General features: G+C 41.5%; 26 protein-coding genes and 1 pseudogene. 10 read left to right on the plus strand and 17 right to left on the minus strand.

Going from position 1 to position 26,233, the window contains the following annotated elements:
• Positions 1-72 precede the first annotated feature (72 nt).
• From ACX1N5_RS11060 to ACX1N5_RS11095, 8 genes are all read right to left on the minus strand, one after another.
• Entirely contained in the window at positions 73-792 is a 720-nt protein-coding gene (locus ACX1N5_RS11060) for a hypothetical protein (RefSeq protein WP_458802024.1), read from the minus strand.
• 411 nt (positions 793-1,203) lie between these two features.
• Positions 1,204-2,235, minus strand: coding sequence for an alpha/beta hydrolase (locus ACX1N5_RS11065; RefSeq protein ID WP_458802022.1), 1,032 nt, complete (start codon positions 2,233-2,235; stop codon positions 1,204-1,206).
• Entirely contained in the window at positions 2,236-3,366 is a 1,131-nt protein-coding gene (locus ACX1N5_RS11070) for a YdcF family protein (RefSeq protein WP_458802020.1), read from the minus strand. It abuts the gene before it with no gap.
• 2 nt (positions 3,367-3,368) lie between these two features.
• On the minus strand, positions 3,369-4,406 hold the full coding sequence (murB, locus tag ACX1N5_RS11075) for a UDP-N-acetylmuramate dehydrogenase (RefSeq protein WP_171458171.1): 1,038 nt from the start codon (positions 4,404-4,406) through the stop codon (positions 3,369-3,371).
• A 15-nt stretch (positions 4,407-4,421) separates the two neighbouring features.
• Positions 4,422-4,925 carry a low molecular weight protein-tyrosine-phosphatase gene (locus ACX1N5_RS11080; protein ID WP_131381560.1) on the minus strand — a complete coding sequence of 168 codons (504 nt, stop codon included), beginning with the start codon at positions 4,923-4,925 and terminating at the stop codon, positions 4,422-4,424.
• 116 nt (positions 4,926-5,041) lie between these two features.
• On the minus strand, positions 5,042-7,015 hold the full coding sequence (dnaX, locus tag ACX1N5_RS11085; RefSeq protein ID WP_458802018.1) for a DNA polymerase III subunit gamma/tau: 1,974 nt from the start codon (positions 7,013-7,015) through the stop codon (positions 5,042-5,044).
• 187 nt (positions 7,016-7,202) lie between these two features.
• Positions 7,203-8,060: a MaoC family dehydratase gene (locus ACX1N5_RS11090; RefSeq protein ID WP_458802016.1), complete on the minus strand. Its 858-nt coding sequence runs from the start codon at positions 8,058-8,060 to the stop codon at positions 7,203-7,205.
• Positions 8,061-8,122: 62 nt separating this feature from the next.
• Positions 8,123-9,514, minus strand: coding sequence for a 3-oxoacyl-ACP reductase (locus tag ACX1N5_RS11095; protein ID WP_458802014.1), 1,392 nt, complete (start codon positions 9,512-9,514; stop codon positions 8,123-8,125).
• Between the two features lie 244 nt (positions 9,515-9,758).
• On the opposite strand from ACX1N5_RS11095, the pseudogene ACX1N5_RS11100 reads away from it, so the two are divergent.
• Together ACX1N5_RS11100 and ACX1N5_RS11105 are read left to right on the plus strand one after the other, a co-directional pair.
• Positions 9,759-11,036: pseudogene (locus ACX1N5_RS11100) on the plus strand (acetyl-CoA C-acetyltransferase); the annotation flags it as partial.
• A gap of 244 nt (positions 11,037-11,280) precedes the next feature.
• Positions 11,281-11,490, plus strand: a complete 210-nt coding sequence (locus ACX1N5_RS11105) for a KTSC domain-containing protein (RefSeq protein WP_004901391.1) — start codon at positions 11,281-11,283, stop codon at positions 11,488-11,490.
• Between the two features lie 124 nt (positions 11,491-11,614).
• Here ACX1N5_RS11105 and ACX1N5_RS11110 read toward each other — a convergent pair whose 3' ends face one another.
• The gene (locus tag ACX1N5_RS11110; RefSeq protein WP_004752390.1) at positions 11,615-11,836 is read right to left on the minus strand and encodes a DUF1653 domain-containing protein; all 222 of its coding nucleotides are present in this window, start codon (positions 11,834-11,836) and stop codon (positions 11,615-11,617) included.
• 17 nt (positions 11,837-11,853) lie between these two features.
• Positions 11,854-12,765 carry a LysR family transcriptional regulator gene (locus ACX1N5_RS11115; RefSeq protein ID WP_131381565.1) on the minus strand — a complete coding sequence of 304 codons (912 nt, stop codon included), beginning with the start codon at positions 12,763-12,765 and terminating at the stop codon, positions 11,854-11,856.
• A 113-nt stretch (positions 12,766-12,878) separates the two neighbouring features.
• Here ACX1N5_RS11115 and ACX1N5_RS11120 point away from each other — a divergent pair, with 113 nt between their 5' ends.
• The 4 genes from ACX1N5_RS11120 (at position 12,879) to ACX1N5_RS11135 (ending at position 16,410) form a co-directional block, all read left to right on the plus strand.
• Complete coding sequence (locus tag ACX1N5_RS11120) at positions 12,879-14,162, plus strand: MFS transporter (RefSeq protein WP_131381566.1); 1,284 nt, start codon at positions 12,879-12,881, stop codon at positions 14,160-14,162.
• A 12-nt stretch (positions 14,163-14,174) separates the two neighbouring features.
• On the plus strand, positions 14,175-14,876 hold the full coding sequence (locus ACX1N5_RS11125) for an alpha/beta fold hydrolase (protein ID WP_458802011.1): 702 nt from the start codon (positions 14,175-14,177) through the stop codon (positions 14,874-14,876).
• A 187-nt stretch (positions 14,877-15,063) separates the two neighbouring features.
• Positions 15,064-15,330: a hypothetical protein gene (locus ACX1N5_RS11130; protein WP_131381568.1), complete on the plus strand. Its 267-nt coding sequence runs from the start codon at positions 15,064-15,066 to the stop codon at positions 15,328-15,330.
• Positions 15,331-15,366: 36 nt separating this feature from the next.
• Positions 15,367-16,410, plus strand: coding sequence for an NAD(P)H-dependent flavin oxidoreductase (locus ACX1N5_RS11135; protein ID WP_458802009.1), 1,044 nt, complete (start codon positions 15,367-15,369; stop codon positions 16,408-16,410).
• 26 nt (positions 16,411-16,436) lie between these two features.
• Here ACX1N5_RS11135 and dusB read toward each other — a convergent pair whose 3' ends face one another.
• Positions 16,437-17,483, minus strand: a complete 1,047-nt coding sequence (gene dusB, locus ACX1N5_RS11140) for a tRNA dihydrouridine synthase DusB (protein WP_458802140.1) — start codon at positions 17,481-17,483, stop codon at positions 16,437-16,439.
• 122 nt (positions 17,484-17,605) lie between these two features.
• Here dusB and ACX1N5_RS11145 point away from each other — a divergent pair, with 122 nt between their 5' ends.
• Together ACX1N5_RS11145 and ACX1N5_RS11150 are read left to right on the plus strand one after the other, a co-directional pair.
• A complete protein-coding gene (locus ACX1N5_RS11145) occupies positions 17,606-19,228 on the plus strand; it encodes a tyrosine-type recombinase/integrase (protein ID WP_458802007.1) in 1,623 nt (540 codons plus the stop codon).
• Positions 19,229-19,246: 18 nt separating this feature from the next.
• Positions 19,247-19,465, plus strand: a complete 219-nt coding sequence (locus ACX1N5_RS11150; RefSeq protein ID WP_004752406.1) for a hypothetical protein — start codon at positions 19,247-19,249, stop codon at positions 19,463-19,465.
• A 109-nt stretch (positions 19,466-19,574) separates the two neighbouring features.
• Here the strand turns inward: ACX1N5_RS11150 and ACX1N5_RS11155 are convergent, their stop codons facing one another.
• Positions 19,575-19,853, minus strand: a complete 279-nt coding sequence (locus ACX1N5_RS11155; protein WP_458802004.1) for a hypothetical protein — start codon at positions 19,851-19,853, stop codon at positions 19,575-19,577.
• Complete coding sequence (locus ACX1N5_RS11160; protein WP_458802002.1) at positions 19,850-20,140, minus strand: hypothetical protein; 291 nt, start codon at positions 20,138-20,140, stop codon at positions 19,850-19,852. Before ACX1N5_RS11160 ends, ACX1N5_RS11155 begins: the two co-directional genes overlap by 4 nt.
• A 94-nt stretch (positions 20,141-20,234) precedes the next feature.
• On the opposite strand from ACX1N5_RS11160, the gene ACX1N5_RS11165 reads away from it, so the two are divergent.
• Positions 20,235-21,419 (plus strand): phospholipase D family protein, encoded by a 1,185-nt coding sequence (locus tag ACX1N5_RS11165; RefSeq protein ID WP_458802000.1) that lies wholly within the window; start codon positions 20,235-20,237, stop codon positions 21,417-21,419.
• Positions 21,420-21,436: 17 nt separating this feature from the next.
• On the opposite strand, the gene ACX1N5_RS11170 is transcribed toward ACX1N5_RS11165, so the two are convergent.
• Genes ACX1N5_RS11170 through ACX1N5_RS11180 form a run of 3 tightly spaced genes read right to left on the minus strand, consistent with a single transcriptional unit; the run spans position 21,437 to position 22,807 of the window.
• Entirely contained in the window at positions 21,437-22,027 is a 591-nt protein-coding gene (locus ACX1N5_RS11170; RefSeq protein ID WP_458801998.1) for a hypothetical protein, read from the minus strand.
• Positions 22,024-22,545 carry a glycoside hydrolase family protein gene (locus ACX1N5_RS11175; RefSeq protein ID WP_458801996.1) on the minus strand — a complete coding sequence of 174 codons (522 nt, stop codon included), beginning with the start codon at positions 22,543-22,545 and terminating at the stop codon, positions 22,024-22,026. The genes ACX1N5_RS11170 and ACX1N5_RS11175 overlap by 4 nt, the downstream gene beginning before the upstream one ends.
• Positions 22,529-22,807 (minus strand): holin, encoded by a 279-nt coding sequence (locus ACX1N5_RS11180; RefSeq protein ID WP_458801994.1) that lies wholly within the window; start codon positions 22,805-22,807, stop codon positions 22,529-22,531. The genes ACX1N5_RS11175 and ACX1N5_RS11180 overlap by 17 nt, the downstream gene beginning before the upstream one ends.
• 170 nt (positions 22,808-22,977) lie before the next feature.
• Here ACX1N5_RS11180 and ACX1N5_RS11185 point away from each other — a divergent pair, with 170 nt between their 5' ends.
• Positions 22,978-23,511, plus strand: coding sequence for a hypothetical protein (locus ACX1N5_RS11185; protein ID WP_458801992.1), 534 nt, complete (start codon positions 22,978-22,980; stop codon positions 23,509-23,511).
• Between the two features lie 14 nt (positions 23,512-23,525).
• Here ACX1N5_RS11185 and ACX1N5_RS11190 read toward each other — a convergent pair.
• On the minus strand, positions 23,526-26,233 hold a 2,708-nt coding region (locus tag ACX1N5_RS11190), incomplete at its 5' end, for a PLxRFG domain-containing protein (protein ID WP_458801991.1).

The raw sequence follows: 26,233 nt of genomic DNA on the forward strand, positions 1-26,233 counted from the left end.
ACATAACCATAAGTGAATTGGTATTTTTATAATATTGAGATTCATATTATTACTCTATTTTTCGTCATTCAATCAAAATACAGCCACACTAATATGTCCGTCTAACAACCAACGTAGTACTTTGCCACGTTCTTGTTCGGGTAGAGACAAGCTATATTCAAAGGCTCGAATCACCACATCACATTGCTTGCGTTTATCTGTAGCCACTTCACCCTGATTAATCATGTCTGCGTCTGCACCATATTCTTGACGCAAATGCTGAGCAATACCCATCCATGCAGCTGGAGTTTGCATACGCTCAACCACAGACCATGACCCCGAATGAGTCAATATATAAGTCAAAGCATCAGCAGACTGCTTTTGGGTTGATTCTGAAAGAAATTCATGCAATTGCTGTGGTGTATTTTTGCTATACAAAGGAAATGAAATCGAAAAGCAACGATCTGCTTGTCGAGCATCATATAATTGTTGTACATAGGCTTGTGCCCAAAGATATTGTCCCTGATCATCTGCCTGTTGCTCAATCACACGGCGTAACGACCACCATAATGAACTCGCCACCGCCGTATCGACTTCATTTGGCTGTGCCGAATTAGCAATTTGCAGGGCTTCTTCATAATACTTAGCATCATGCTGCTTCAATGGTTGTAACAACACCAACTGACCGAGCTTTTGTTCACGTTGTGCAATCGGGTTATTTTGAGGTATTTGACCTGAGTTTGATTGTGAAAAGCGATTTAATCCATAAAAAATCGCAAAAATCACACCGACAATTAAAAATAAATTTCGCATAAGTCAATGAATATATAAGAATTTGTCCCCTAAACTTATTGACGAGTTAACTGATATTTTCACTAATTTAAAACAGCCATGGCAAGCACAATACAAACAATCCAACACTGTTAACTCAACAGCTTTTTTTGTCGCCATTTAACTTGGTTGCTATGTTTATTTACTTTTATCTTATTAAGTTCTTTCCAACACTATATCCCTAAAAAATAGACAGAATCTTTTAAGCATTCCAGTTCTTTATCATCGATAGTTCATGAATGCCTTATCGGCTAACTTTGCATTTACCATTTACTGCAAAATCGCCATTCGATTTTAAGAAGCTATCTAATTATGGGGTATGTTGGTTTCTTCATGAAAAATGCCGAGTCCTTTTTAGAACTCAGCATTTTATAAAACATTAATCACTTTTGATTATTCAAAGTAAAGTTGACTATGACTGGCATGTAAAAATGCAGGAATTAATCCTGTGAGCGCAGCACGAATATCAGCACGCTCATTGATTAACTGATGCGAACCTTCTTCAAGCATCAATAAAGTCTGTAGGCGGAATTTTTTACGAACAAATTCAATATTGTATTTCCAGTCTACCGTCTGATCGAGCGCACCTTGTGCCAACCATACAGGAATGCGACAAGCTGGACGGTCCTCCATTTCCTGCATCCACTTCGACATGGCTAAAATCCAGTCCATACCCATGATGCGTGGTTGCAATGGGTCAGTTAAACGGATAAAGCGCAAGAATTCAGGGTTATGGTTATTGCGGCGAAAATGGCGCGGCACTTGACGGCGTACGCGGCGAATAATACCCAGCCCAACAGGATTATGCCACCATGCCGTTTTAGCAGGTCGAACCAATGGCGACAGTAACAGGACTCGATCAACAAATGGGTTTTTGCGCTGCTCAGCATATACCAGTAAGTGATGCATAAAAATTGCACCGCCCGTACTTTGCCCAATACCCAACCATGGTTTCGGAAGTTGATCAGCATTTTTTACATAATGATAAACAGCGCTGAGAACATCCTGATAATGATCAAAATTTTGAATACTGGCAGGTGAACCACTACTTAAGCCATGACCAGGTAAATCAAACACCAGAACACTAAAGCCTTGCGATAAAATTTCCTGAATAATCGGCTGATAAATTCCACTATGTTCCAAATAACCATGTAGCAAAAATACCGTACCGCGTACAGGTGTTATTTTGGGCTCAAAAACCTGAGTATGTAATTTAAACAAAGGCATTTCAATATACCCCTGCCAGTGATTACATTGTAATTGATCTAAACCATACAGTTTCTGATAAGCCAGCAAATCATCCGAAGGCTCATAAGGACGATTTAAATTGAGTACAGGCAATAAGCTGGATGTAATTTCCCGACTCGGTACAGGTAGTTTGAGCTGTTTTAAAATTGATGGCGTTAAGAATGGAATATCAGCCATTTAAGGCACCTCCCGACAATCACTCACACCAAACATTGCATCACGAATGGTGGCAAGTAATTCATAGTTGGCGCGGCGGCTATGGTCATAGTTTTGTACCGATGGTTTCCACGTGGTCAGTGGCATCGGCATGGGTGCATTGACTGGAATCGTTGCAATCCCATTCATGGCAAATAAACGCCGAGTTCGCGGCATATGATATTCATCAGTGACTAGCATCACTTTGGGTGCTCCGCCTTTCTTTTGTAATAATAGTGAACTAAACCGAGTGTTTTCGCAGGTATTCATACTACGATTTTCTAACAATTTCGCAGAAACACCATGCTGGTTAAGCCAGGTTTGCATATAAGGGGCTTCTACACCACTGAGTACAATTGGTAAATTGTTTTGTTTTTCTAATGCTAAGGTTGTTTCTAAACGCAACCGCGTATAATCATTCACCACAATATTTTTACGATTTTTTGCTAAAGTTAGACCACCACCCAAAACAACAATTGCCGAGGGTCGCGTTGTATCTATACGACGAGACTGGCTGTTATTTTCCTGCTGTAATTCACTATACATCTGTTGATTTACAGCTTGACTCACTTGAGTATTGACAGGAAAAGTTTTTAAAAAATGAATATATTTGTCCATGAGTGCCAAATTATCAGGCATATCCAAACTCGCTATTTCACTGGCAAGCTTTGTATTATCAGCTTCAAGCTCCTGACGTAACTCATGTTTTTTATGTTTGATGACCTGCTCAATCTGCTGGTCAGACTGCAAACTGTCTTCGTGTTCCTGATTATGCTTAATCTCGGACTGCAATAGATCATAGCGTGCCTGAATCAAATTCAGGCTTGCCGCATCTTGCCGTCGTGCCGCTTCTTGCATGACTTTTAAATACGCTTGTCGAGCCACCCACAAGTCAGAACCAGGTTCTAAATCATCATGCTCACTTAAGGCCGCCATTTGCTGACTGCGCGCTGCTACAGTATTGACTTCAACAGGGGTAAACCGATTCAACAAGAAAACAATAAATTTGGAATAAAATGGGGTGTATACCAACACTGTCAGACATGCCAGCAAAGCGAATAGCACAGCAGCCATTCGCACAAAGCTGATCATCCAATGTTGTTTATCAGTCATCGCTACACACTCACATGCGATTGAATTAAACCAGATTCATTAAACAATACAGGCTCTGGCTCAAGAACAATATTAAATTTTTGTTGGACTGCTGCCTGAACAGCACGATAAGTCTGTTGTACATCAGTCAAGTTAGCCGATTCATAATTGACTAAAACCAGTGCCTGACGGGCAAACATACCAACAGCCCCCAAACGCTTACCTTTCCAACCCGCCTGATCAATCAGCCAGCCTGCTGCAATTTTAACTGCACCATTTTTTTGCAGATAATGGGGCAAGTTAGGATATAACTGAGCAAGCTGCTGATATTGCGCTTGTGAAATGAGCGGATTTTTAAAGAAACTTCCGACATTTGGAAATTCTGCTGGATCGGGTAACTTGCTTTGGCGAATGGCAATGACCTGTTTTTGCAGATTTTCTGCGGTTTGTTCTTCGCCAACTGCCTGACGTAAATCACCATATGCCAGTTGTAAATCTGGTGTTTTACGTAGCTTAAACGTCACGCCAACAATCACATAACGGTTTGGTTGCTCTTTAAAAATACTATGACGATAAGAAAAATGACATTGCTCGGCAGCAAGTTGCGTTAATTGTTGTAGCTCACGGTCATATACATGTACCTGCTCAATAAATTCACCAACCTCAACGCCATACGCACCAATATTCTGTACAGGACATGCGCCAACCAACCCAGGAATCAGGGCTAGATTCTGTAAGCCAAACCAGTGATGCGTCGTGCTATACAATACAAACTCATGCCAGTTTTGCCCTGCTCCGACATGTACAGAAATATGTGAATCGGCCTCTGCCAGCACCTCGATTCCCTGAATATCCATATGAATAATCAAGGCATGTACATATTCAGGCAATAAAATATTACTACCGCCAGACAAAATCAGCACATTTAACTGCTGTGAGCTGGCATAGTTCAAAGCGTCTTGTAATGCTTGCACAGACGTCACTTTGACATAATGCGAAGCAACTGCCTGTAAATGCAATGTATTGAATGCTTGTAGTTGAAACTCTTGTTGAATTTGAATCACTGACACAGAACCTTATTGTTTTTGTGAAGACTTAAATACATTTACCCATGCCTGACTGGCAGTTTCACACTGATCGAGCACACGTTCAAACCCTTCTGCACCACCATAATATGGATCGGCAATCGCTTGGCGCTGCAACTCGACTGCATGTTCAGTCATCATATAAACCTGAGCACGAAGCTGAACAAATTGCTGTTGGGCTTGGTATTCAATTTTCTGAATATTTTTTAGATTTTGTTCATCCATCGCCAGAATTAAATCAAAATCCAGAAAATCGTTGAGAGATAACTGCCGCGCACGTAACACTGACAAATCGTAACCGCGCTGACGTGCATATTGCTGACTACGAGAATCAGGCGCTTCACCAATATGGTAGGCTGCTGTTCCAGCAGAATCGACATGTACATTCAATTGATGCTGTTGGCAAAAATGTCGCAATACAGCTTCGGCAGTGGGAGAACGACAAATATTTCCCAAGCACACACACAAAACCTTATAAGGCTGTTGCGAAGACATGTCTGACCTCAATAATGGCTTAAATATCAATTGTATTCTTTTCATTTCCGCGATGAAATACAGCTTGATAGACTTTATTTAAACAAATGCTATTTCTTGTAAAAAAATCAACAAGACTATTCATGCTTGAGTTCAATCTGTTGAATATTCCCGTCGAAAGTACTCAACAGTTGCTGAACCACCTGATCCTGATGGATGAGTTCGGCTGCTCGCTGCTGTGCTTTTTCACGGCGCAAATGCTGCATGGCATAAGGTGTTACCTCTGTAACATCACCATACTGAACTGAAAAGCGGGTATTTGCCCACTGATCTTTCAATGCCTGCTCTAAATTGTGCTGTTGCTGGGTCAAAAGCTGTTCATATCGCTGCGGAATATGAAAGGTACTCACACCATCAATCTGACCATGCATTAAGCCGTATTGCGCCAGTTCCTGCACCGCAGGTGATAATGCACTATTTCTAAACCAGTATTCCCATTTTTCAACCGTCCACTCCCCTTCAAGTTGTTGCTCAGGCAACTTTAAAATGTCCTGTGGCATCAGATTTTGTGCAACAGATGGCTCACTCGCGGTCAGCTGCTCAACAGGCATAACTGTTTCAGGAGCAGGCTCTGCAAATAAACTCAATGCCTCGCGTTGATCTGGAAAAACGGGTTGTTGCTCTACAGCCAACTGCGGTGCTGGCTCAGCATATTCAGGTTCAAACGGGAACAGATTATCTTCAGCATAAATATCTACGGCAATCACAGTTTGCTGAGCGGAAGGTAAATCCACTTCGATCAAAGTACTTTCATCAAGTGCATCAAACTGTACCAAGCCTTGTGGCAAATCGGCTTGTGACTGTTCTTCATCAATCGGCTCAGGCTCAGGCTCAGGCTCAGGCTCAGGCTCAGGCTCAGGCTCAGGCTCAGGCTCAGGCTCAGGCGAGGCTAGCGCATTCGTTTCAAAAGCTACAGCCACAGATGAAGCCTGCTCTGATTCAACAATTTGCATCACTTCATTGTTCTGTAAAGGTCGAAATGCCAGTAACCGCAAGATACACATTTCAAAACCTTGCTCCTGAGTCACTGCCCATGTCAGCTCAGAGCGTCCTTTACAGGCAATCTGATAGTACAACTGCAAATCCTGAGCAGAAACCCGTTGAGAAAGATTTCGAATTTTTTGATTAATTTCTTGGCTGTATTTCAAACTCAAATCTGGCAAATACTGCATTAATGCCAGTTCATGCAAAGTCGAAATGAGTTGATCTAGCACCAGCGCCACATCCAGTGCTTGCTGGCGAAATTGCAGTAAAAGCTGACTGACTTGCTGAGGCTGGTTTTGGTGAATTGCCAAAATCAGATCATAAATAATAGAGCGGTCAATCAATCCAAGCATGTCTTTGACATCTTGATGTTGTACCGTCCCCTGACCATAAGCAATCGCCTGATCGGTTAAAGACAACGCATCACGCAATGACCCCTGTGCAGCTTCGGCAATTTGCCAGAGTGCATCCTGCTCTGCCTGAATCTGTTCTTTAACTAAAATATGGTCCAGATGGTGATGAATTTCACTAGCATCGAGTGGGCGCAAGGTAAACTGTAAACAGCGTGAAATCACGGTAATCGGCAGTTTTTGTGGGTCGGTCGTCGCAAACAGGAATTTGACGTGTTCAGGCGGTTCTTCGAGTGTTTTCAGTAACGCATTAAAAGAATGCGTAGACAGCATATGCACTTCGTCAATCAAATAGACTTTGAAACGCCCTTGTGTCGGTGCATAAGGTACGTTGTCGAGTAGTTCACGGGTATCTTCAACTTTGGTACGCGATGCTGCATCAATCTCAATCAGATCAATAAAACGACCTTCATTGACCGCGCGACAAGTGGCACAGGTCTCACACGGTGTTGAGGTTACCCCTGTTTCACAGTTCAAGCATTTAGCAAGAATCCGCGCAATCGTGGTTTTACCCACTCCGCGCGTCCCAGTAAACAAATAGGCGTGATGCAAACGTCCACGTTCTAGCGCACTAATCAGTGCTCTAGCCACATGGTTTTGTCCGACCAACTCATTGAAATTACGAGGACGGTATTTTCTAGCAAGAACTTGATACATGTATGCTCCTTTCCACCTCGCTAAGCATACTGTTTTTTTAATCAATAGTGAATGCAACTGTATTTATTCGTTTAAATAGCAACTCATTCTGCTCAAGATTTAAATCAAGCGTATTAAAATACTTAGGCTATTTAAAAATCAGGGCATTCCTTTACCCACTTTCTATTCCATTAAAAAATTTAAATCGTTATAAACTGCTAATTTGTCCAATCACATGTGGTTTATGTGATTTGGCGCTACGAATCAAAAACTGACTCACTGTCTTGCTTTGTTGATGTGTCAATAACTCAACATCCGAAGGTAAAAAGACAGGCAACTTAAAACTGACATCTGCCTGATATTTCTCAGGTAAACTCAGCGCAGCCAGTGCCTTGGCTTTAGTCCACATGCCATGTGCAATCGCTTGTTTAAAACCAAAGGCTTTTGCTGTCAGTGCATGCAAATGGATCGGATTTGCATCGCCTGAAACCAGTGCATAACGGCGCCCTGTATTTTCATGGATTGACCAGTGATCTTGTAACACCCATTCCAGATTGGCTTTTTCAGCAGCTTTTTCAATCACTGTCTGAGTGTTTTTTTGTCGTGCCAGATAAGTACTGACACCCTGCATCACCAGTTCATTCTCCATATACACTTCGGTAATAAACTCAAACTGCTGACCTTTATGATGCGGTTTCAATTCACCAAAACGACAAACCAGCCGATACTGAAAATTTGCTGCCAACGGTTTGTACTGCGTCACCTGATTATGGATATGCACCAAACCTAAAATTGCAAATGGAAAAGCTTCTTGCGTCATCATCTGCATTTGCAGGCTTTGTGACAGCACCGCAAAATAGATCGCAGGCACATAGCCGTTATTGGCAAAACCACAAATCTGGTTATAAGCACGTAAATGTTTGGCATCGACATGGAACGCATCGACCACATATTCCACTTCAGGCAAACGCTGCTCTAGTTTTTTATTTTTTAAGATCAACCCCTGAATCACTTTTGGATAAGCAAAATAGGGTTTCGGAAATTGGCTAAAATGGCGTGTTCTCATGATGCACCTGTTTTGATTATAAAAATGGGGGATGATTTTGATCCCCCAAAGTTCGCATGATTTTAAGCGCCAAGCAAGCTTTGTCCGCATACCCGCACTATATTGGCATTGACTCCAGACGATGCTGCTGTGGCAAACCATGCAATGGTTTCGGCAACATCTACAGGCAAACCGCCCTGACTCATGGCATTCATACGGCGACCTGCTTCACGAATTGCAAAAGGAATCGCGGCGGTCATTTGCGTTTCAATAAATCCTGGCGCGACTGCATTGATGGTCATGCCATTTTTTAAATGTGGTGCCGTATATTTGACCAAACCAATTACACCCGCTTTGGAGGTCGCATAATTGGTTTGCCCCAAATTGCCCGCAATGCCGCTAATAGATGACACACAAACAATTCGTCCATGTGCATTCAAAGCATCATGTTCAAGCAAATAATGGTTAATCCGTTCAGCCGCAGACAGGTTAATGTTAATCACCATATCCCAAAGCTGTTCTTTCATATTGGCAAGGGTTTTGTCGCGCGTGACCCCAGCATTGTGCACCAGAACATCCAAACCACCATGTTGCTGACAGGCTTCTGCAATTTTCTCGCCTGCATCAGCAGCGGTAATATCCAGTGCCAGTGTCGAGCCACCAATACTTTGCGCGACCCGATCCAGATCTGCCTGTTGCTGTTCGACATCAAGACAAATCACATGCGCGCCATCACGTGCCAGAACATGTGCAATCGCTTCGCCAATTCCACGACTGGCACCTGTCACCAGTGCGGTTTTTCCTGCTAACGGCTTAGTCCAGTCTACAGCGACCACATCTGCTTTTTGTACTTGTACCACCTGCCCTGACACATAAGCCGAACGCGGTGACAAGAAAAAACGTAAGGTCGATACCAGATTCTCCGCCGCATCTGGGTCAGCATAAACCAGTTGTGCCGTAATGCCTTTTCGTAATTCTTTGCCTAAAGACTTCACAAAACCAACCAGTGCACGCTGGGCAATGGCTTGTGCCACACTGTCTGATTTATCTGGGTTTAAGCCTAAAATAATCACCCGACCCGAGAGCTGGATTTGCCGCATCAGTGGATGGAAAAATGCGTACACGGCTTTGAGTTGCTCGGTGCTACGAATCCCTGATGCATCAAAAACCAGTGCTTTGAATTTTTGTGTGTTGTCTTCTGCTGAAAAAATACTGACGTCCAGATCTGCCTGCTTGGCTTGGTTAATCAGCTCTGCGTCATCGGCAATATAAGTATTGGCATGGATTTGTCGTAATGTATCCAGAATGGAAGCTGTAAATACTGCCTGCGGCGTTGTTCCCAATAAAACCGCACCTTGCACCACTGGCGTAGCCGTCTGATAACGCTCTAGAACGACTGGTGCAGGCAAACCCAAATGCTTGATGACAAATTTACCAATTGGTGTTTTAAAGAAATGCTGGTATTGATCAGTCATAATTATGTTCTCTTCACTTCGGTGAATCATATAGATACAGCATGAAACACATTTGAATGGGTAAATAATACTGAAATTATCATACTGAAATTGCGTATAAGATATGTTGACTTGAATCGTTGTTATTGTGTCATTTCGGTCAATTGCCCGAGTTGTATTCTATGCTATGGTAAACCAAAATTATCTCTAATTTCACTTTATTTTCCATCCAGTATTTTTCAATTTTTTGCATAGGAACACCGTTATGAGTCAGACTATTCGTCGTGTTGCAATTTTGGGTGGCAACCGGATTCCTTTTGCCCGTTCCAATGGCCCATATTTAAAAGCCAGTAATGCTGACATGCTCAGTGCGGCACTCAATGGATTGATTGAACGTTTCCAGCTACAAGGGCAACGACTCGGGGAAGTTGTTGCAGGTGCGGTCTTAAAACATAGCCGCGACTTTAACCTGACCCGTGAATGTATCTTAAATACACAGCTTGCAGCAGAAACGCCCGCTTATGATTTACAACAAGCCTGTGGCACTGGTCTACAGGCGGCCTTTGCCATTGCCAATAAAATTGCGCTTGGGCAGATTGAAGTCGGCATTGCAGGTGGTGTAGATACAACTTCAGATGCTCCTGTTGCACTTGGCGATGGTTTACGCAAGGCATTACTTGAACTCAATATTGCCAAAACTGCAAAAGCCCGCTTACAGGCACTTGCCAGCATCAACTTTAAGAGCTTGATTGAAGCTCCGAAAAATGGCGAACCACGTACAGGGTTGTCTATGGGTGAGCATGCGGCTCTCACCGCTTTAGAATGGGGAATTTCCCGTCAGACACAAGACGAACTCGCGGTTGCCAGCCACCATAAACTGGCAGCAGCATTCGATGCTGGCTTTTTTGATGACTTGATCACACCATTTTTGGGCTTAGAACGTGATCAAAATTTACGCTCCGATTCATCTTTAGAAAAACTGTCAACCCTACGCCCTGTATTTGGTAAAGGCGACAATGCCACCATGACCGCAGGCAACTCAACCCCGTTGACTGATGGGGCTTCATGTGTACTCCTCGCATCAGAAGAATGGGCAAAAGCCAATGGGCATGAAGTTCTTGCTTATCTAACTTTCTCTGAAACTGCGGCGGTTGACTTCGTCCATAAAAAAGAAGGCTTGCTCATGGCACCTGCTTATGCCATGCCACGCATGTTGGCACGTGCCAATCTGACCCTTCAGGATTTCGATTTTTATGAAATTCATGAAGCTTTTGCCTCTCAGGTTCTTAGCACCTTAAAAGCATGGGAAGATCCAGAGTTTTGTGAGCAACGTCTAGGTTTAGCTCAACCGCTTGGACGTATTGACCGCAGCAAACTTAATGTCAATGGTTCGTCTTTGGCAGCTGGGCATCCATTTGCAGCAACAGGTGGGCGCATTTTGGTAACTGCGGCCAAACTCATTCACCAAAAAGGTTCTGGGCGTGCACTAATTTCGATCTGTGCCGCAGGTGGACAAGGCGTGACTGCAATCGTTGAGAAATAAACCTAAAAATAATCTTTATACAAAGTAGCCTTACGTGACACGCAAGGCTACTTGTTTGTTTTTTATAGCAAGCTTATTATTTTAAAAAAGGATATATTGAAAATATAGGATGGAATCATACAAAAGCACAGGATGTGTCAGATAAACAGCAGATAAATCATAATAATAGAAGGAATAATGCATTTGTTGGTTTGAAAATTGCACTATTTTAGAAAAATATCAACAACGAGAAGGATGAGATTATATGTATAAAACTGATCACGTTGTTAAAACATGGAAGTACAGTGCGAGTTCACATTATTTAAAAATTTTTTATACCGATGGTTCGGCAGTGCTGTTTTATTCGGTGCCAACTTTTGTTTATGACAACATGCTTCGTGTGCAGAACAAAACTGATTTTATAGAAAGATATTTAACTTATAATTTACATTTTTCCAGTGTTGCGCTTGCTTGAACACATGATTCTATTCAAAGAGACCCATCTGCATCGCTCGGCAGATGATTGATTTTAAAAAAGTTGGTGTCAGCGTTTATTATTTTCCGATAAATTCTGACACTGACCAAGCAATCCATCCCATTTAGGCTAGACTTTGCACCAATGCAAAACGTGGGCACACCGTACCATCTTCTAAAGTCACCTGTTCTATAAACATCTCTAGTGGGCGAATCCACATCGAATAATCACCATATAGACATTGATAAACTACATGCGCTTCTTGCGTTTCACTATGCTGTGCAACCGAAAAAACCTGATACAGTTGCCCTTTGTAATGTCGGTAAATTCCACGTTGTAACTGCATTGAAGCCTCCTGAGAAATCAAAATGAATGTTGTGGTTGGTGGCAAAGTTCCATCACGATACTGGCAAAATTAATCGCCAATTGTGACGGGTTTTCCATCCGATATGCTAGCGCTAAACTGACATGTGGAACAGGTGCTTGCAAACGGCGATGTTGGATACCCGCCAATTGCACCTGCATGGCTGACTCAGGTACCAGTGATACACCTAGATTTGCTGAAATTAAAGATAAAATTGAAACCAGCTGTGGCGCTCTCTGCCCTATTTTCGGATCAAAACCTGCCTGCAAGCAGGCTTGTACAATCGCATCGTACAACCCCATGCCCGAAAATGATTCAGGAATCATAATAAATGGATCATCTTTAAGTTCCAACAAGGCCAAATCACCCTGTTGCTGTGCAACCCGATGATGATGTGGCACAACCGCCACCAAAGGTTCATCGACTAACTGCTGGATTTTTAATGCTTCAGGTTGTGGGTCAGAAGAACGTAGAAAAGCGATGTCGACCTGTTCATTTAATAATTTATGAATCAGCGTGGCAGAGTTGGCTTCTTCAATTTTAACCTTGACTTTAGGGTAAGTTTTCTGAAATTCACGAATCGCCGCAGGAATCAGCGGATTGAGTGCGGCTGTTCCTGTAAACCCCAAATTAAGCTGCCCCAGTTCACCATTGGCAACCTGACGTGCGATCTGAATTGCTTCATCTGCACGTTGCTGCAAAGGTTGCACCGCCTGTAAAAATGCCTGCCCTGCTTCTGTTAAGACAATGCCATGTGCATTTCGATGGAACAGTGCTGCACCAATTTCATTTTCCAGATCACGAATTTGCATACTCAGCGGTGGCTGACTAATTTTCAAACGTGCAGCAGCTTTGGTCAGGTTTTTTTCTTCTGCCGCCACCAAAAAATAACGAATATGTCGAAGTTCCATATATAAAACATATCAAGGTACACATATAAATATATTAGAAAAATACCAATCAAATTGCTAGATTAAGTGTTACTAACTTCTCCCTGCAAAACCCCAGAAATCGAGCATTCATCATGGCGAGCGATTCCTCATCCAAATCCGTTCAGGTTTCAACAACAGAAACCTGGACAGATTCTAATCACACAACTTCTGTGTCCACGTTACGTCCTCCATTTAAAAATGTCTGGATTCAGCAAGGCTCAAAAGACTACTATCGCGCAGGCGGTGCATTGTTTTTACTGGGCTTCGCCAGCTTCTCCCTGATCTATTGCGTGCAGCCACTCTTACCCGCTTTTTCACATAGCTTCCAGATTAGTCCTGCAACCAGTTCTTTAGCACTCTCTTTGACCACAGGTTTACTGGCTTTTTCGATTGTACTTGCCAGTGCATTTTCACAAGCCTTTGGGCGTCGCGGCATTATGTTTGTCTCTATGGCTGTTGCATCGGTCTTGAACATTTTGGCTGCATTTATGCCGCAGTGGCATGCTTTACTGATTGCCCGCGCACTTGAAGGTTTGGTACTTGGCGGTGTGCCTGCTGTAGCAATGGCATGGCTGGCAGAAGAAATAGACCCTGCACACTTGGGTAAAGCCATGGGCTTATATGTTGGTGGTACAGCTTTTGGCGCCATGATGGGTCGGGTGGGAATGGGGCTGGTCAGTGAGTTTTATTCTTGGCGTATAGCACTTGGCATATTAGGCGTGATCTGTCTGCTGTTCTCTTTCGGGTTTTATCAACTGCTGCCAAAATCCCGAAATTTTGTCGCTCAACCAGGTTTTCGTATTGGTTTTCATCTTCGCACATGGCGCAAACACTTGGGCAATATCGGTCTGATTCGCCTGTATGCTATCGGTTTCTGCTTGACCAGCATTTTTGTCACGCTGTTTAACTATGCGACATTCCGTTTGTCTGATGCACCGTATTCATTTAGCCAAACCACGATTAGCATGATCTTTCTGGTGTATGCCTTTGGCGTGGTGTCATCTTCAATTGCAGGAAGTCTTGCCGACCGTTTTGGTAAACGCCCGCTTATGCTCAGTGGCTTTATGATTATGGGTTTAGGCGTGGCATTGACCTTGGCAAGTTCGATTTTTGCGGTAATCGCAGGGATTATTTTGGTAACCACAGGCTTTTTTATCAGTCACTCGGTGACCAGTGGTTGTGTTGGCCCAACCGCAGGCGAACATAAAGGTCATGCAGCATCGCTCTATCTTTTATTTTATTATATGGGTTCGAGCATCATTGGTTCTGTGGGTGGCTGGTTCTGGCTACATGGCGGTTGGCTCTCTATTGTTACTCTGACTTTGAGCTTTGCTATTTTGGGCAGTATTTTGTCTTTACTGCATGTAAAACGTTAATTTAGGTTGTTTATGCTTTCTCCTCTCCCAACTGTAGTTTTTATTCCAGGTTTACTTAACGACGAAAAACTGTGGCAGCATCAGACTGATGCCTTGTCACAGCATATGAATGTCATAATTGCTGACCTGTCTCAAGACGACAATTTACCCGCAATGGCAAAACGGATTTTAAATCAGGCACCAGAAAAGTTTGCTCTTGTTGGGCTATCAATGGGTGGTTATGTTGCTTTTGAGGTGCTACGTCAGGCACCTGAACGGGTCATTAAACTCGCGCTTTTTGATACCAGTGCTCGCCCTGACAGCGTGACCTCAGCAAAACACCGCCAAGCAACCATTCATTCGCTTAAAGTCGGAAAATTTATGGGCGTTACCAATAAACTCCTTCCCCAGATTATTCATCCTTCTCGCGTACATGATCCGATTGGCGAAGAAATCAAGGCCATGGCTCAACGTATTGGAGGCAACGGATTTATCAATCAACAAAAAGCCATTTTAGGTCGCATAGACTCACGACCACTACTTCATGAAATTAAGATTCCAACTTTGGTGGCTGTTGGAGAAAATGATTTGGTTACACCCGTCAAACTGGCTCAGGAAATGCACGAAGGCATTCAGAATTCACAATTGCATATCTTCAAACACTGTGGACATTTGCCACCACTCGAATGCCCAGAGGAAACCACAGCATTGTTACAACGCTGGCTTGCCAGTTAAATGATTGGCATTGCAGGTTTGAAAAGGCTTACAATGCCTTTAGCTTACTCTAAAGGTCGTATTGTTCAATCCATCAAAATGTTTGAGGCTATGCTAATCCCGTTCGAAAAATGTAATTTTCACTTTTTTCGCTGAGGGAAATATCTACACTGAATTTCAATACAACGATAAATCAGAGGAACGCCGAATGAAACATGCAGTTGTGATCGGAACAATTATGATGACTATGGCGCTCTCAGCCTGTGAAAAAGAGTCACATCCAACAACAGGTGCCAGCACAGAACAGCACCTAAATAAAGCTGCAACACAAGCACAGAATGATTTCAAAAAAACCATTGATAGTGTGACCACGAAAACCAAACAGGCAACTGATCATGCTGCCAGTACACTTGACAATACTATCGATCATGCTGAAGAGCATATTAAAAAAACCACCGATGATCATAAGCAGTAATCTTTTTCTCTCACATTTGATAAACAGTTGACCGATATGTCTATTCTTCAACAGCTTAACCTAGAGTATCCTATTTTTCTGGCACCGATGGCAGGCGTTTCAACGCCACAACTGGCTGCACAAGTTTCCAATGCAGGTGCATTAGGTTCACTTGGACTAGGCGCCAGTGATTTGGAAAGTTGTCGTAAGCAAATTCTAGAAACCCAAGCACTAACGGACAAGGCATTTCAGGTCAATTTCTTCTGTCATCGCAGTGAGACTGTCGATCCACAGATTGCACAGCAATGGATTGAATATCTACAGCCACATTTTGCGCAGTTTGATCAACCTGTACCACAAACCTTAAATTGCATTTATCCAAGTTTTTTAGATTCAGATGACTACCTGAATCTGGTGCTTGAGTTACGCCCTGCTGCGGTCAGCTTTCATTTTGGCATTCCACATCAGCATCAGATTCAGGCACTCAAAAATGCGGGCATTGTGACGATGGTGACCGCCACCAATTTGAGTGAAGCCCAAGCAATTGAGCAGGCAGGCATTGATATTATTGTTGCTCAAGGTGTCGAAGCTGGTGGACATCGCGGTACTTTTAATGCAGATAGCGATGCTGCAATGACGACTATTCACCTAGTACAATTGCTGCACAAATATTGTTCAATTCCAATTGTGGCAGCAGGTGGCATCATGACAGGTCAACAAGCTCGTTATGCCTTAGACTCAGGTGCATCTGCTGTGCAGTTGGGTACAGCATTTATTCAATGCACGAGTTCAAATGCCAGCACCATGTACCGAGAAGCGCTATTTGACGAACCGATCACGCAAATTAGTGCTGCAATTTCAGGTCGCCCCGCTCGTGGGATTATCAATGACTGGCATAAACAGATCGACAGTATTTACCGACCTGAAATTCCAGCCTATCCATATACTTATGACTTAGCAAAACAACTGCATACTGCTGCAGCAAAGCATAATCATCATGGATATGCCGCATTTTGGGCAGGTGCTCATGTAGCAGAAATTCGACAACTCGAAGCACATGAACTAGTGCAAACCCTAGTCAAAGAAATGCACTATGCTTAGGGTCTGTTAAGATTTCACAGTTCTAATTAATGTGTCACCAGTAAATTGACCGATTCGATTTGGACATCATCCATATTTTGCCCTTGATCAAGCAATAAGTTGAAATAGTCTTCAACCACTTTGGCTTGTTCAAGGGTCGATTCTACCTTATACATATTTTGTCTAAACTCATTGCTCGAATGTAGTCCTTTGGTGTACCAGGCAATATGTTTTCGGGCAATACGACAACCTGAGTATTCACCATAAAATTCATATAGCTCACTCAAATGCCCGAGCAAAACAGTTTTCACTTCCTCAATGCTTGGTGCAACCAAATGCTGGCCTGTTTGTAGATAGTGAGCGATTTCACGAAAAATCCACGGTCGCCCTTGTGCTGCTCGGCCAATCATTACCGCATCTGCACCTGTATAGTCCAGCACGTATTTGGCTTTTTCAGGGCTGTCAATATCACCATTGGCAATCACGGGAATGTTGATATGCGCTTTAACCTGTTTAATCAACTCATAACGGGCTGTATTTAAATACATATCTTCACGAGTGCGCCCATGCAAAGCAAGCGCAGCAATACCCGCCTGCTCTGCACGTTTGGCAACCCGCATAATATTTTCTTGCCCGTTTAAATAACCAAGACGGGTTTTTAAAGTCACAGGGACATCAACTGCAGCGACCACCGCATCCAAAATACGCGCCACCAAATCTTCATCTTGCAATAGCGCCGAGCCTGCGAGTTTATTACAAACTTTCTTGGCTGGGCATCCCATATTAATATCGACAATCTGTGCACCATTGGCAACTTGATAGCGTGCCGCCTCAGCCAGTTGCTCTGGGTCTGAACCTGCAATTTGTGCAGAAATCGGGGCAATTTCACCATCGAAGTTAGCGCGGTACAGGCTTTTTTTGCTCATGCGTAGCGTTTTATCAGCAGTCATCATTTCACTGACAGCATGCCCCGCACCGAAGTACTTGCACAGTGTTCTAAAGGGCCTATCAGTAACGCCTGCCATCGGCGCAACCCAAATTTGGTTACGCTTTGTTTTATCAAACAATTCTGTAATTACTTTGTTTTTACTCAATTTTCCAATTCCCATATTCTCAATCATTTTCCAACATTCTTGACTATTCTTTTATATTTGTTGCACCATAGTTGCACCATATTTTTTATATGGTGCAACTAATATTCTATGGTGCAAAAAATATGGGAACAATTACAAAGCGAGAAGACTCCAATGGCAAAGTGCGATTTCGAGCGCAAGTACGTGTCCAGAGGAAAGATTTACCTGTGTTCCAAAAATCTAAGACATTTACCAAAGAGTCATTAGCAAAAGAATGGATCAAAAAGCTAGAAGCAGAAATTCAAATTAACCCAGATATTTTAAACCCAGAAACCAAAACTGTGTCAAAAACTTTGGATCAATTCATAGAACGATATATCGAAGAAATTGGGAACGAATTTGCTGGGACTAAGAAGTCTGCACTAAAAAATATCTGCAACTATGATATTGCTCAAAAAGATGTGTACTCTCTTTCGCGTCAAGACTTTTCAACTTTTGCAATTGAACGACGTAAAGGTAACCCAATGGAAATGCTTGATGGTGTTAGCCCATCGACTACATTAAAAGACCTTTCACACATATCCAGTGTTCTTGGCCATGCCGAACTTGTTTGGGGTGAGAATGTTGTAAATGCCAAAAATGAGTTATCTCAGGCAATCATCGGTTTAAAAAAAGCTCGTATCGTCACAAAATCAAAAGAGCGTGATCGTCTGATTACAACAGAAGAGCTTTTCACACTCACAAATCACTTTTATAAAGGCTGGAAGCGCGTCCGTAATGCCATTCCAATGCACTTAGTGATGTGGCTTGCGATTTATACTGGTCGCCGAGAAGGTGAACTGTGTGAAATGCGGCTTGAGGATTTTGATCGTAAAAACAATCAATGGAAGATTCGTGATGTAAAGAATCCTGATGGTTCTAAAGGCAATCATAAGTTTGCACATCTTGAGCCAAATGCCCTGTTAATCATTGAGGAGCTACTTGAACCATCAACGCGGAGACGAATGCTAGAACTTGGTTATAGTGACGAACTTTTACTACCTGTTAATGTTCAAACTGTTTCTGATTACTTTCGTAGAGCCTGCAGATTAAATAGCATTACGGATCTCAGGTTCCATGACTTACGACATGAAGCAGCAACTCGTTATGCTGAAGATGGATTTACCATACCTCAACTTCAAACCATTACTCTCCATTCATCTTGGGGAAGTTTAAAACGCTACGTCAATCTGAAAAAACGTGGCAAACGTATCGAGTATCAGGATGCTATTAAGTTTGCTAAAGAGCAATATGGCGAAAACTATTCAAAATTTGCACTTAAACAACGCTATGTATCGGCTGCTGATATTGCTGATGCAGAAGAAGTATATGCGGCGATTGAGTCACCAGATAATCTAAATACTGACTATCCTTTTGTTAAAGAGTTGTTAGAGAAATTCTCAAAATCATTCAGACCAACTAAAAGTGTGATTGATTCATATAAAGAGAAATCTAATATCCAAAATATTTTTTCATGGAATGAGCTGCAACAGAGCTTTGTTGTTCCATACATTCAAAATGCCTGGGAGAACTGGCTTTCAGAAAACTCTACTATTCCGTGGGATCTATTACCTGATGATGCAACACATTTTGGGATCAGAGGTTTAGATATTTTAAGGATAGACGACAATCGTATTCACAAGTGGGAACAAGGCATATCCACATGGATTGATATAACTCGCTATTATAGTTTTGACACAACAAATCTTATTCAAAGACCTTCATAATTTATATAGGATCAAAAAATGCTACCTAAACACTTATCAGACCAAGGGCTCACCCAAAAGTTAATTCCTGAACGCTTTATCCCTGAAAAGCCAGAAGAACTAAAAGACAAAAATGTTGAATACATCTTTGATAGCTCAGATTCTTTCAACTTAACTTACGATGAATTAGTTGAAATCGTGAGTAAAGCTCGTAAAGCTGGACCAAGAATGGTTCCAGTTTTAGGTACTGTTAAATAGTAAAAAAGCCCTCAAATGAGGGCTTTCACAAAAAACTACAGCGTAAGTATATTTAAAATATATAAAAAATTTAATAAATAATCAACAATTATAATTAGTTATCAGGAATTCATTCAAAATACTTATGGCATCCCTGCATAAATTCTGCGCTAGTTTCTGCTGACGAAGATGGTGGTAGCTTTGCATACTCACACTCGGCTTTTGATTTCAAATTATTGTCTCGAGCAAATATGTAGCCTGAGTAACCATCCGTTCCATCAACATACCCACCAGCCCTATCTTTATGACTGATTTGAAGCTGCAATAGACCTATGATGATTACAGCCGAAATGACCATGATTGTAATAACATCTTGTGTAAAAGTTGAAAGCTTTAGGGTCTTACTCATTTTTTATTCCTGTTTTTATAATCTTGAATCATTTGTTTTGTCACATCATCTTTATAGCAAATAGTTTCATATCCCCCAGCTCTCGAATAAGCACTACGTTTACCACAGCGACTACCATTTCTAGCCGAATTATACGGGCAAGCACATGGTCCAGGATATGAATCTATAGATTCCTGAATAATTTTTTCTTTGATCGCTTCATCATTCACCGCATGTATTTTTTTCGCAGGAACTTCAGATGACGTAAATATGAGGGCTGCAGCAAGTAAAAATAGTACTTTTTTCATTTTATGTTTAATTTATAAAAAATCTTCTAACTTATAATATTATAATTTTTTAAAATTTTTACATTAAATTCTATAAAGTTAATAAGGAAAAATCATGCAATTATGTAATGGTGGAAAATCACTTGATAAAAAAATTTCTGCACTGGTACGCAAACATAAAAATATTGCATTCGCTGTTGCTTGGGCAAGCCCTGACACCATCGCATTTAATACTATTTATGAAGATAGAGACAAAATTACAAAAGCTGTTATAGGTACTCACTTCTATCAAACACATCCTGATGTACTTGATAAGTTTACTAACTCTGAAAAATGCCATTTTGTACTACAACCAGATGGAGTATTTCATCCAAAGGTCTTTCTATTTTGGTCTCCAAATTCTTGGGATCTTCTAATTGGTAGTGCCAATTTAACGAAGGGCGCTTTAACAACTAACACAGAACTTTTAGTCCATATAACTTCCAGTGATTCAACTGAGGAATTCAGAGACGAAGTTGAGCAAACTATTACAAGTTTTTGGGAACAAGGTAGTGTAGTTACTCGTCAAGAAGCTCAAAACTATAGAAACTTATGGAATACACAGAAGAATTATCTAGTCAGAGTATCTGGTAACTACAATAATGAATTAGATGCTAATAAAGTAAAATCTCCTTTACTTTCAAATATCATGACTATGTCATGGAGCAATCTTTTTACTGCTATTAAAAATGACCCATACCCTAATGGGTTCCAAAATCGTTGTGGGTTACTCAAGTTAGCCAAAGCAACATTTGAATCAAAGAAAATATTCAGCCATATGAGCAAAGATGAAAGATTAATAATTTCAGGGCTTCCTAATCAACTTTATCCAGAAGCTGGCTGGTTCGGCAGTATGAAAGGGTCAGGATCATTTTTTCAGGCAATCAATCAAAATAACCAACAAATTTCAGACGCATTAGATGAGATCCCATTAGAAGGTGCAGTGACTATTGATCATTACAATGCTTATATTCAGAAGTTTGAAATAGCATATGAAAGAACTGGTATTGCTACAGCGACCAGATTACTTGCACTAAAACGCCCTGATATTTTTATTTGTGTCGACGGTAAGAATAAAAAAAATCTGTGTAAGGATTTTGGAATATCTCAAAGCAAAATAAATTACGATACATATTGGAAAGAAATCATCTGTCGCATTATGGATTCAGTGTGGTGGAACTCTACTAAACCAACCAATGAGATTGAGCAACAAGCTTGGAATGGGCGAGTAGCGATGCTAGATGTTTTATTTTATGACTAATAAAAACTCCTAAGCCCTCACTTAGAGGGCTTCACTCCACTTGCTACAACGTCCCACGATTCCTCTAATTTCTCTGTATCAATTTCGTGCCCATCAGCAGCTTTTGAGATTTCTCCACCTCTAACCGCCAAGTTTCCGAGTACGAGATTGCAGGTTTTGGCGTACTCCGCAACGGCTTGGCTGGAAGCTGTGGACATATGTTCGTTTGCACGACTGATTTGCTCTGACAGCCCGCGATTAGCCACATCAACACTACGAGCGGCAGCAGCCGCATCTTGTATTTTTTTACTCGCATTTTGTTCTACCTTTAAAAGTTGTTCAGACCATGTCTTTTCTTTGGTGATAGCATCAGTTTTTGCTTTTTCATTGGCTTCTTTTTGATCTGCTTTATACTGATTCAGTTCACCTTTTACATGGTTCACTTTTGCTGTGCATTTGGCATCAGCCTTGTTCAAATCATTTGCCATACTGTTGGCTTGCCAAGTCTGGAATACACTATAAATCACTAAAACAATGATTAAAGACCAACGCTTATTTGACATGATCCAAATAAAAACTTTGACTAGAAAATCCCAAATCGCTTTTATGATCAAAAGTGCTGTTGTCATGTGTTCGCTCCTAAGCATTTCTCCATACGGGCATGCTGACGATGCCAAACCCCAGCACAGCCACGATCTACGCGACAATCAACTTTTTTCCCATCTACACGACTAAAACGCCAGTTTTCCAGTGATTTACAGGCTTGAATGTACTTGCCTTGCTTCAAGTTTCGTAGCATAGATGAAGATGCCCATGCTGATGTCCCGAACTGGTATGAGAAGTCGGCATAGAGATCGTATTCATCTTGAGAAAGCTTTATGCCCTGCAACGATTTGTTAAAGACTTTGGCATCACGTGCATAGTGTGCCGTTAAATATTCAATGCCTTGTTTTTGGGTAATTGGCTTGTCTGTAATTTTGATCTTTGAACCATCAGGTTTTAAAGTAGATCCAAATCCTTGTGTCACAACGCGACCCGTATCGTAGTACGGCTTTGAACGCCATCCTTCATAGCCAGTTGTAAATAAAACTCCGCTTGTACCAATGACCGATGTGAGCAAAACTGCAAACTTAGTCTTGTTTGACATCACATTCCCCTTTTTCTTTCATTAATTCAATTTCATGTAATTCTTGGGCACGTTGGTTTGCCTTATGTTTGTAGTACCAAGTCACGAGAAATCCGAAAAAACTCACGACTAGACCACCTATTGCAGCCAAGATACTGATTAGTAAACCAATATCTAAACCACCAACCGATGTAATTACCCCTGCTGCGCCACCTGCTACGGCAGTCTTTGCTGCTACTGCTGTCATGCTGGCAGCCGTATCAATTGCTTGTTGATCTGCCACGGTTTCCCCCGATTTCTGGCAATAAAAAAACTCCACGTTTGAACGTAGAGTTTTCATAAATCGAGTAAATTTATCGAGGCTTACAGGGGTTAGTGTTATTTAGTACAATAGGTGAAAATTTAAAAAAGCTATCGATCAATTAACTTTTAAAAATCATATTAGGAAATGAAGTGACAATCACAACTATAATTCGTGTTATTTGTGGGATAATTCTGTTGGCTAATCTATGGCTAATAGGTAAATATAATATTCAAGGCATACTTGTCTTGGTTTTAACTTTCGGATTAGTGCTTTTTTTTGAATACTTTATTATTGACTATATACCGTTAGAAAAACTATCTGAAAAAGAGCTTATAAGAAAGATCAAAAAAAAGACTAAGATTCTAATTTATAAAGATATAAATAAAATACAGCAAAGCTCAAAACATATTAAAAACTGTTATTTCATTGCTGCTGCAATTGTATATATACCACTGTTTTTATCAAATGAACTTACCAATAATCTAATTCCCTCTTTATTTATATGGGCTGCTAATGCTCTAATCCTTGGAGGAGTTTTTCAAGCAATGCTTTTTTTATATATCTACTTAAAAAATCGAAATAAAGTGACAAACTTATATCAACACTACGTATCTACTTCAAAGAATAAAGATGAGTTAATAAATACAATAATAACTCTAGATTTAAAAAGTAAAGCACCGTAGGGTGCTTTACTTAACTATTCATCAAAGGCGAAACGCCCCTCATCTAGTACTTCATGATGTTTTTTCGGAATATAGACACCATTTTCAGAATGATTGATACGACGCATACGATTACGATAGCTTTGCATCGCATTTGGCTTGGTGATACGGCGTGATGGATTTTTAGCATTAAAATTTTCAATTTCGTCCCAAACTGCTGATAATGCTTCTTCATCATCATTCATTTTGGCTCGAGAGAACTGTGCAAGTAACTGCGATCTACGAGACTGCAATCGCTGATTCATCTGATAAATAGCGGATTTCCCTTCTGATGCAGTACGGACATCAGATGGAGAAAAGCCAAGTGTCTGACCTACAATTGCCATTGTTCCAACTTCATCCAAAATGCTGATCCCTGTTTTATCCTGAGCACCTTCCATTTGGTAACGCATAGATTTTAAAGGTGACTTTAAAGCAACAGGCAACATATCTTCTAACCCACGCTCAAAATTACCATCACCAATATTGTTCATGCCTTTTAAAATATTGGTCCCAATCCCTGCAACTGGTCCAAGTGCTGCAGCCATCGCTGATTCAGCCCAACGCTGACCTTCCAATCCATCCTGAACATCTGGCAAGATCAAACTACTCAATCCAACACGCCCAGATATATCCCATGGCGTAGCACGTGATACCCCTTTAGCGATCATATTAGATGCAGTATCACCAAACATATCCGCAAGCATATTGCGTAATGCAACCTCTGCATCCCATGGTTCATCATCACTGCCACCAATCATGGAGGCACCAGCGAGTAGCATACCAACCAGTGGTAAACCGAGCACACCAGATGCCAAAGCATGCGTTGTCAGTAAACCAGCCAGTGTTTTTCTTGCCTGTGCTCGATCTTCTGGCTTTTCTGCTTTCAGTGCCTGATAAGCTTGGCGTGTCAGCAAGTAAACCATGTTTTGACCAAACTGTTTAAACAAGAAAATGACTTTGGCCACATTGCCTTGCATGAGTCGTGGACGGTTACCCGAACTGTAATCAAAGTGGCTTTGATAGGTCACATCGGCTGCCTGATCGAAAGCCTCGGCATGACTTGCACCACTTTCTTTGGCCAAGCGATAACTCGCAATAAAAGTTGCAGATCGGTTAAAGCGTTCTGCATGATGAAATAGGAAACTTGCCCAACGCATAATCGGACGTAATTTCCACATCACACCACTATCCTCACCCTGAGCAATACCAGCTAAATCATGTGCTTGTGTTACATCAATCACACCTCGGCTAACCGCTTCATTATATGCCTGTAGCTCATCACCAGTGAGAACCTTAGACATATCATTCTTAGCTTTGACTGCTTCCTCAGATGCCTTAATTAATGACTGACTGGATTTTTGATAGCCCCATTTAGCACCCATCACTGGTAATGTGACCAATGGTGTTTGCAATAGGTTCACAACTGCCGATGCTGGAGATAAACCAAGATAATATAGAAACCCGACACTGGTGAGCGTACTCGAAAGTGGATTTGATTTTGGATTCATCAAGTTTTCATGGCGCATGTTCATCTCATTGATGACACGTTGCGCGGTTGGCTGATCGTATGCATGATTATCTTTGGCTTGTTCATCTGCATATTTCTGCATATCTGAGAGCTGCTCATCGAGCAGATCTGAATAACGCAACTTGGCAAGATACCCAGCTCCATGAAACATGTTCTGTGCAAATGCACGGCGAGCATCTTGGCTAAAACCAGCAGTCCCTTTACGGTGAATACCGTGTTTCGCCCAGGATAAATCTGGCAATGAGGCTAAATAAAGCTGTGCCAGAGTATCCTCTAACTGTGCTTTCTCGCTGGCTGAAATACCTAGATTGTCTAGCTCATTGTAAAGATTAGACATAAAACCACGACCAACCATATCACGGCTGGCGTTATAGTCTTTGTCCAGAACGACTTTATCAACCTTGCTATTTGGATATTTATTAATGAGCTCATTGCGTAAAGCTTGAGCTTCCGCCATGGTTTCAGCACGACTAACACTTTCAACCTGATTACTAGCATTCCGCACAATCACCACATATTTACCGAAACGTGCCAGTGGAAAATACACACCTTTCAATTTTTGGAAAAAGTCTGCATCCATTTGTTGTAATAGTTCAGCCTTACGCTGATTGCTCATACTGGCACGTAGAATCCGCTCCCGGATCGCATCACGAATATTTCGATGCTGTTTAGCATAGGCATCACGTGCATCAGTGTAAATTTTTTGGGCTTCAGGAGTTAATGATTCAAAACGCTGTCTTAAAGCAGCATATTTTTGGTAGTTGTCACCATTTTGATGTGATTTCGCTGGGTCAATCTGTGCCAAAGTTGAATCATGCATCAATTCTGCCAAAGCTTGTTCATCATCCAATTTAGCCCATTCACGAACTAAGGTATCAGCTTCGGCACCAGCATCATTTTTATCAGCATCCATTTGAGCAGCCAAGTTATTGTACTTGGTCAACTGCGGTAAAATCTTATGATAGATTTCAGTCAATTGACGGCGACCCAATGCCTGTAAACCAATACCTAGCCAGTCTTTAAATGTGTATCCCATACGCTGTTGAATGGATTGTACAGATGCATTTTTAATACTTTCACTAAGTTTATTCAGAGACTCATTAATATCAAAATTACGACTATATAAAGGATTATTTTTATACTTGACTAAATCTTCATTTGTTTTAACATTGG

This window comes from Acinetobacter sp. ANC 4636 (genome assembly GCF_054454555.1).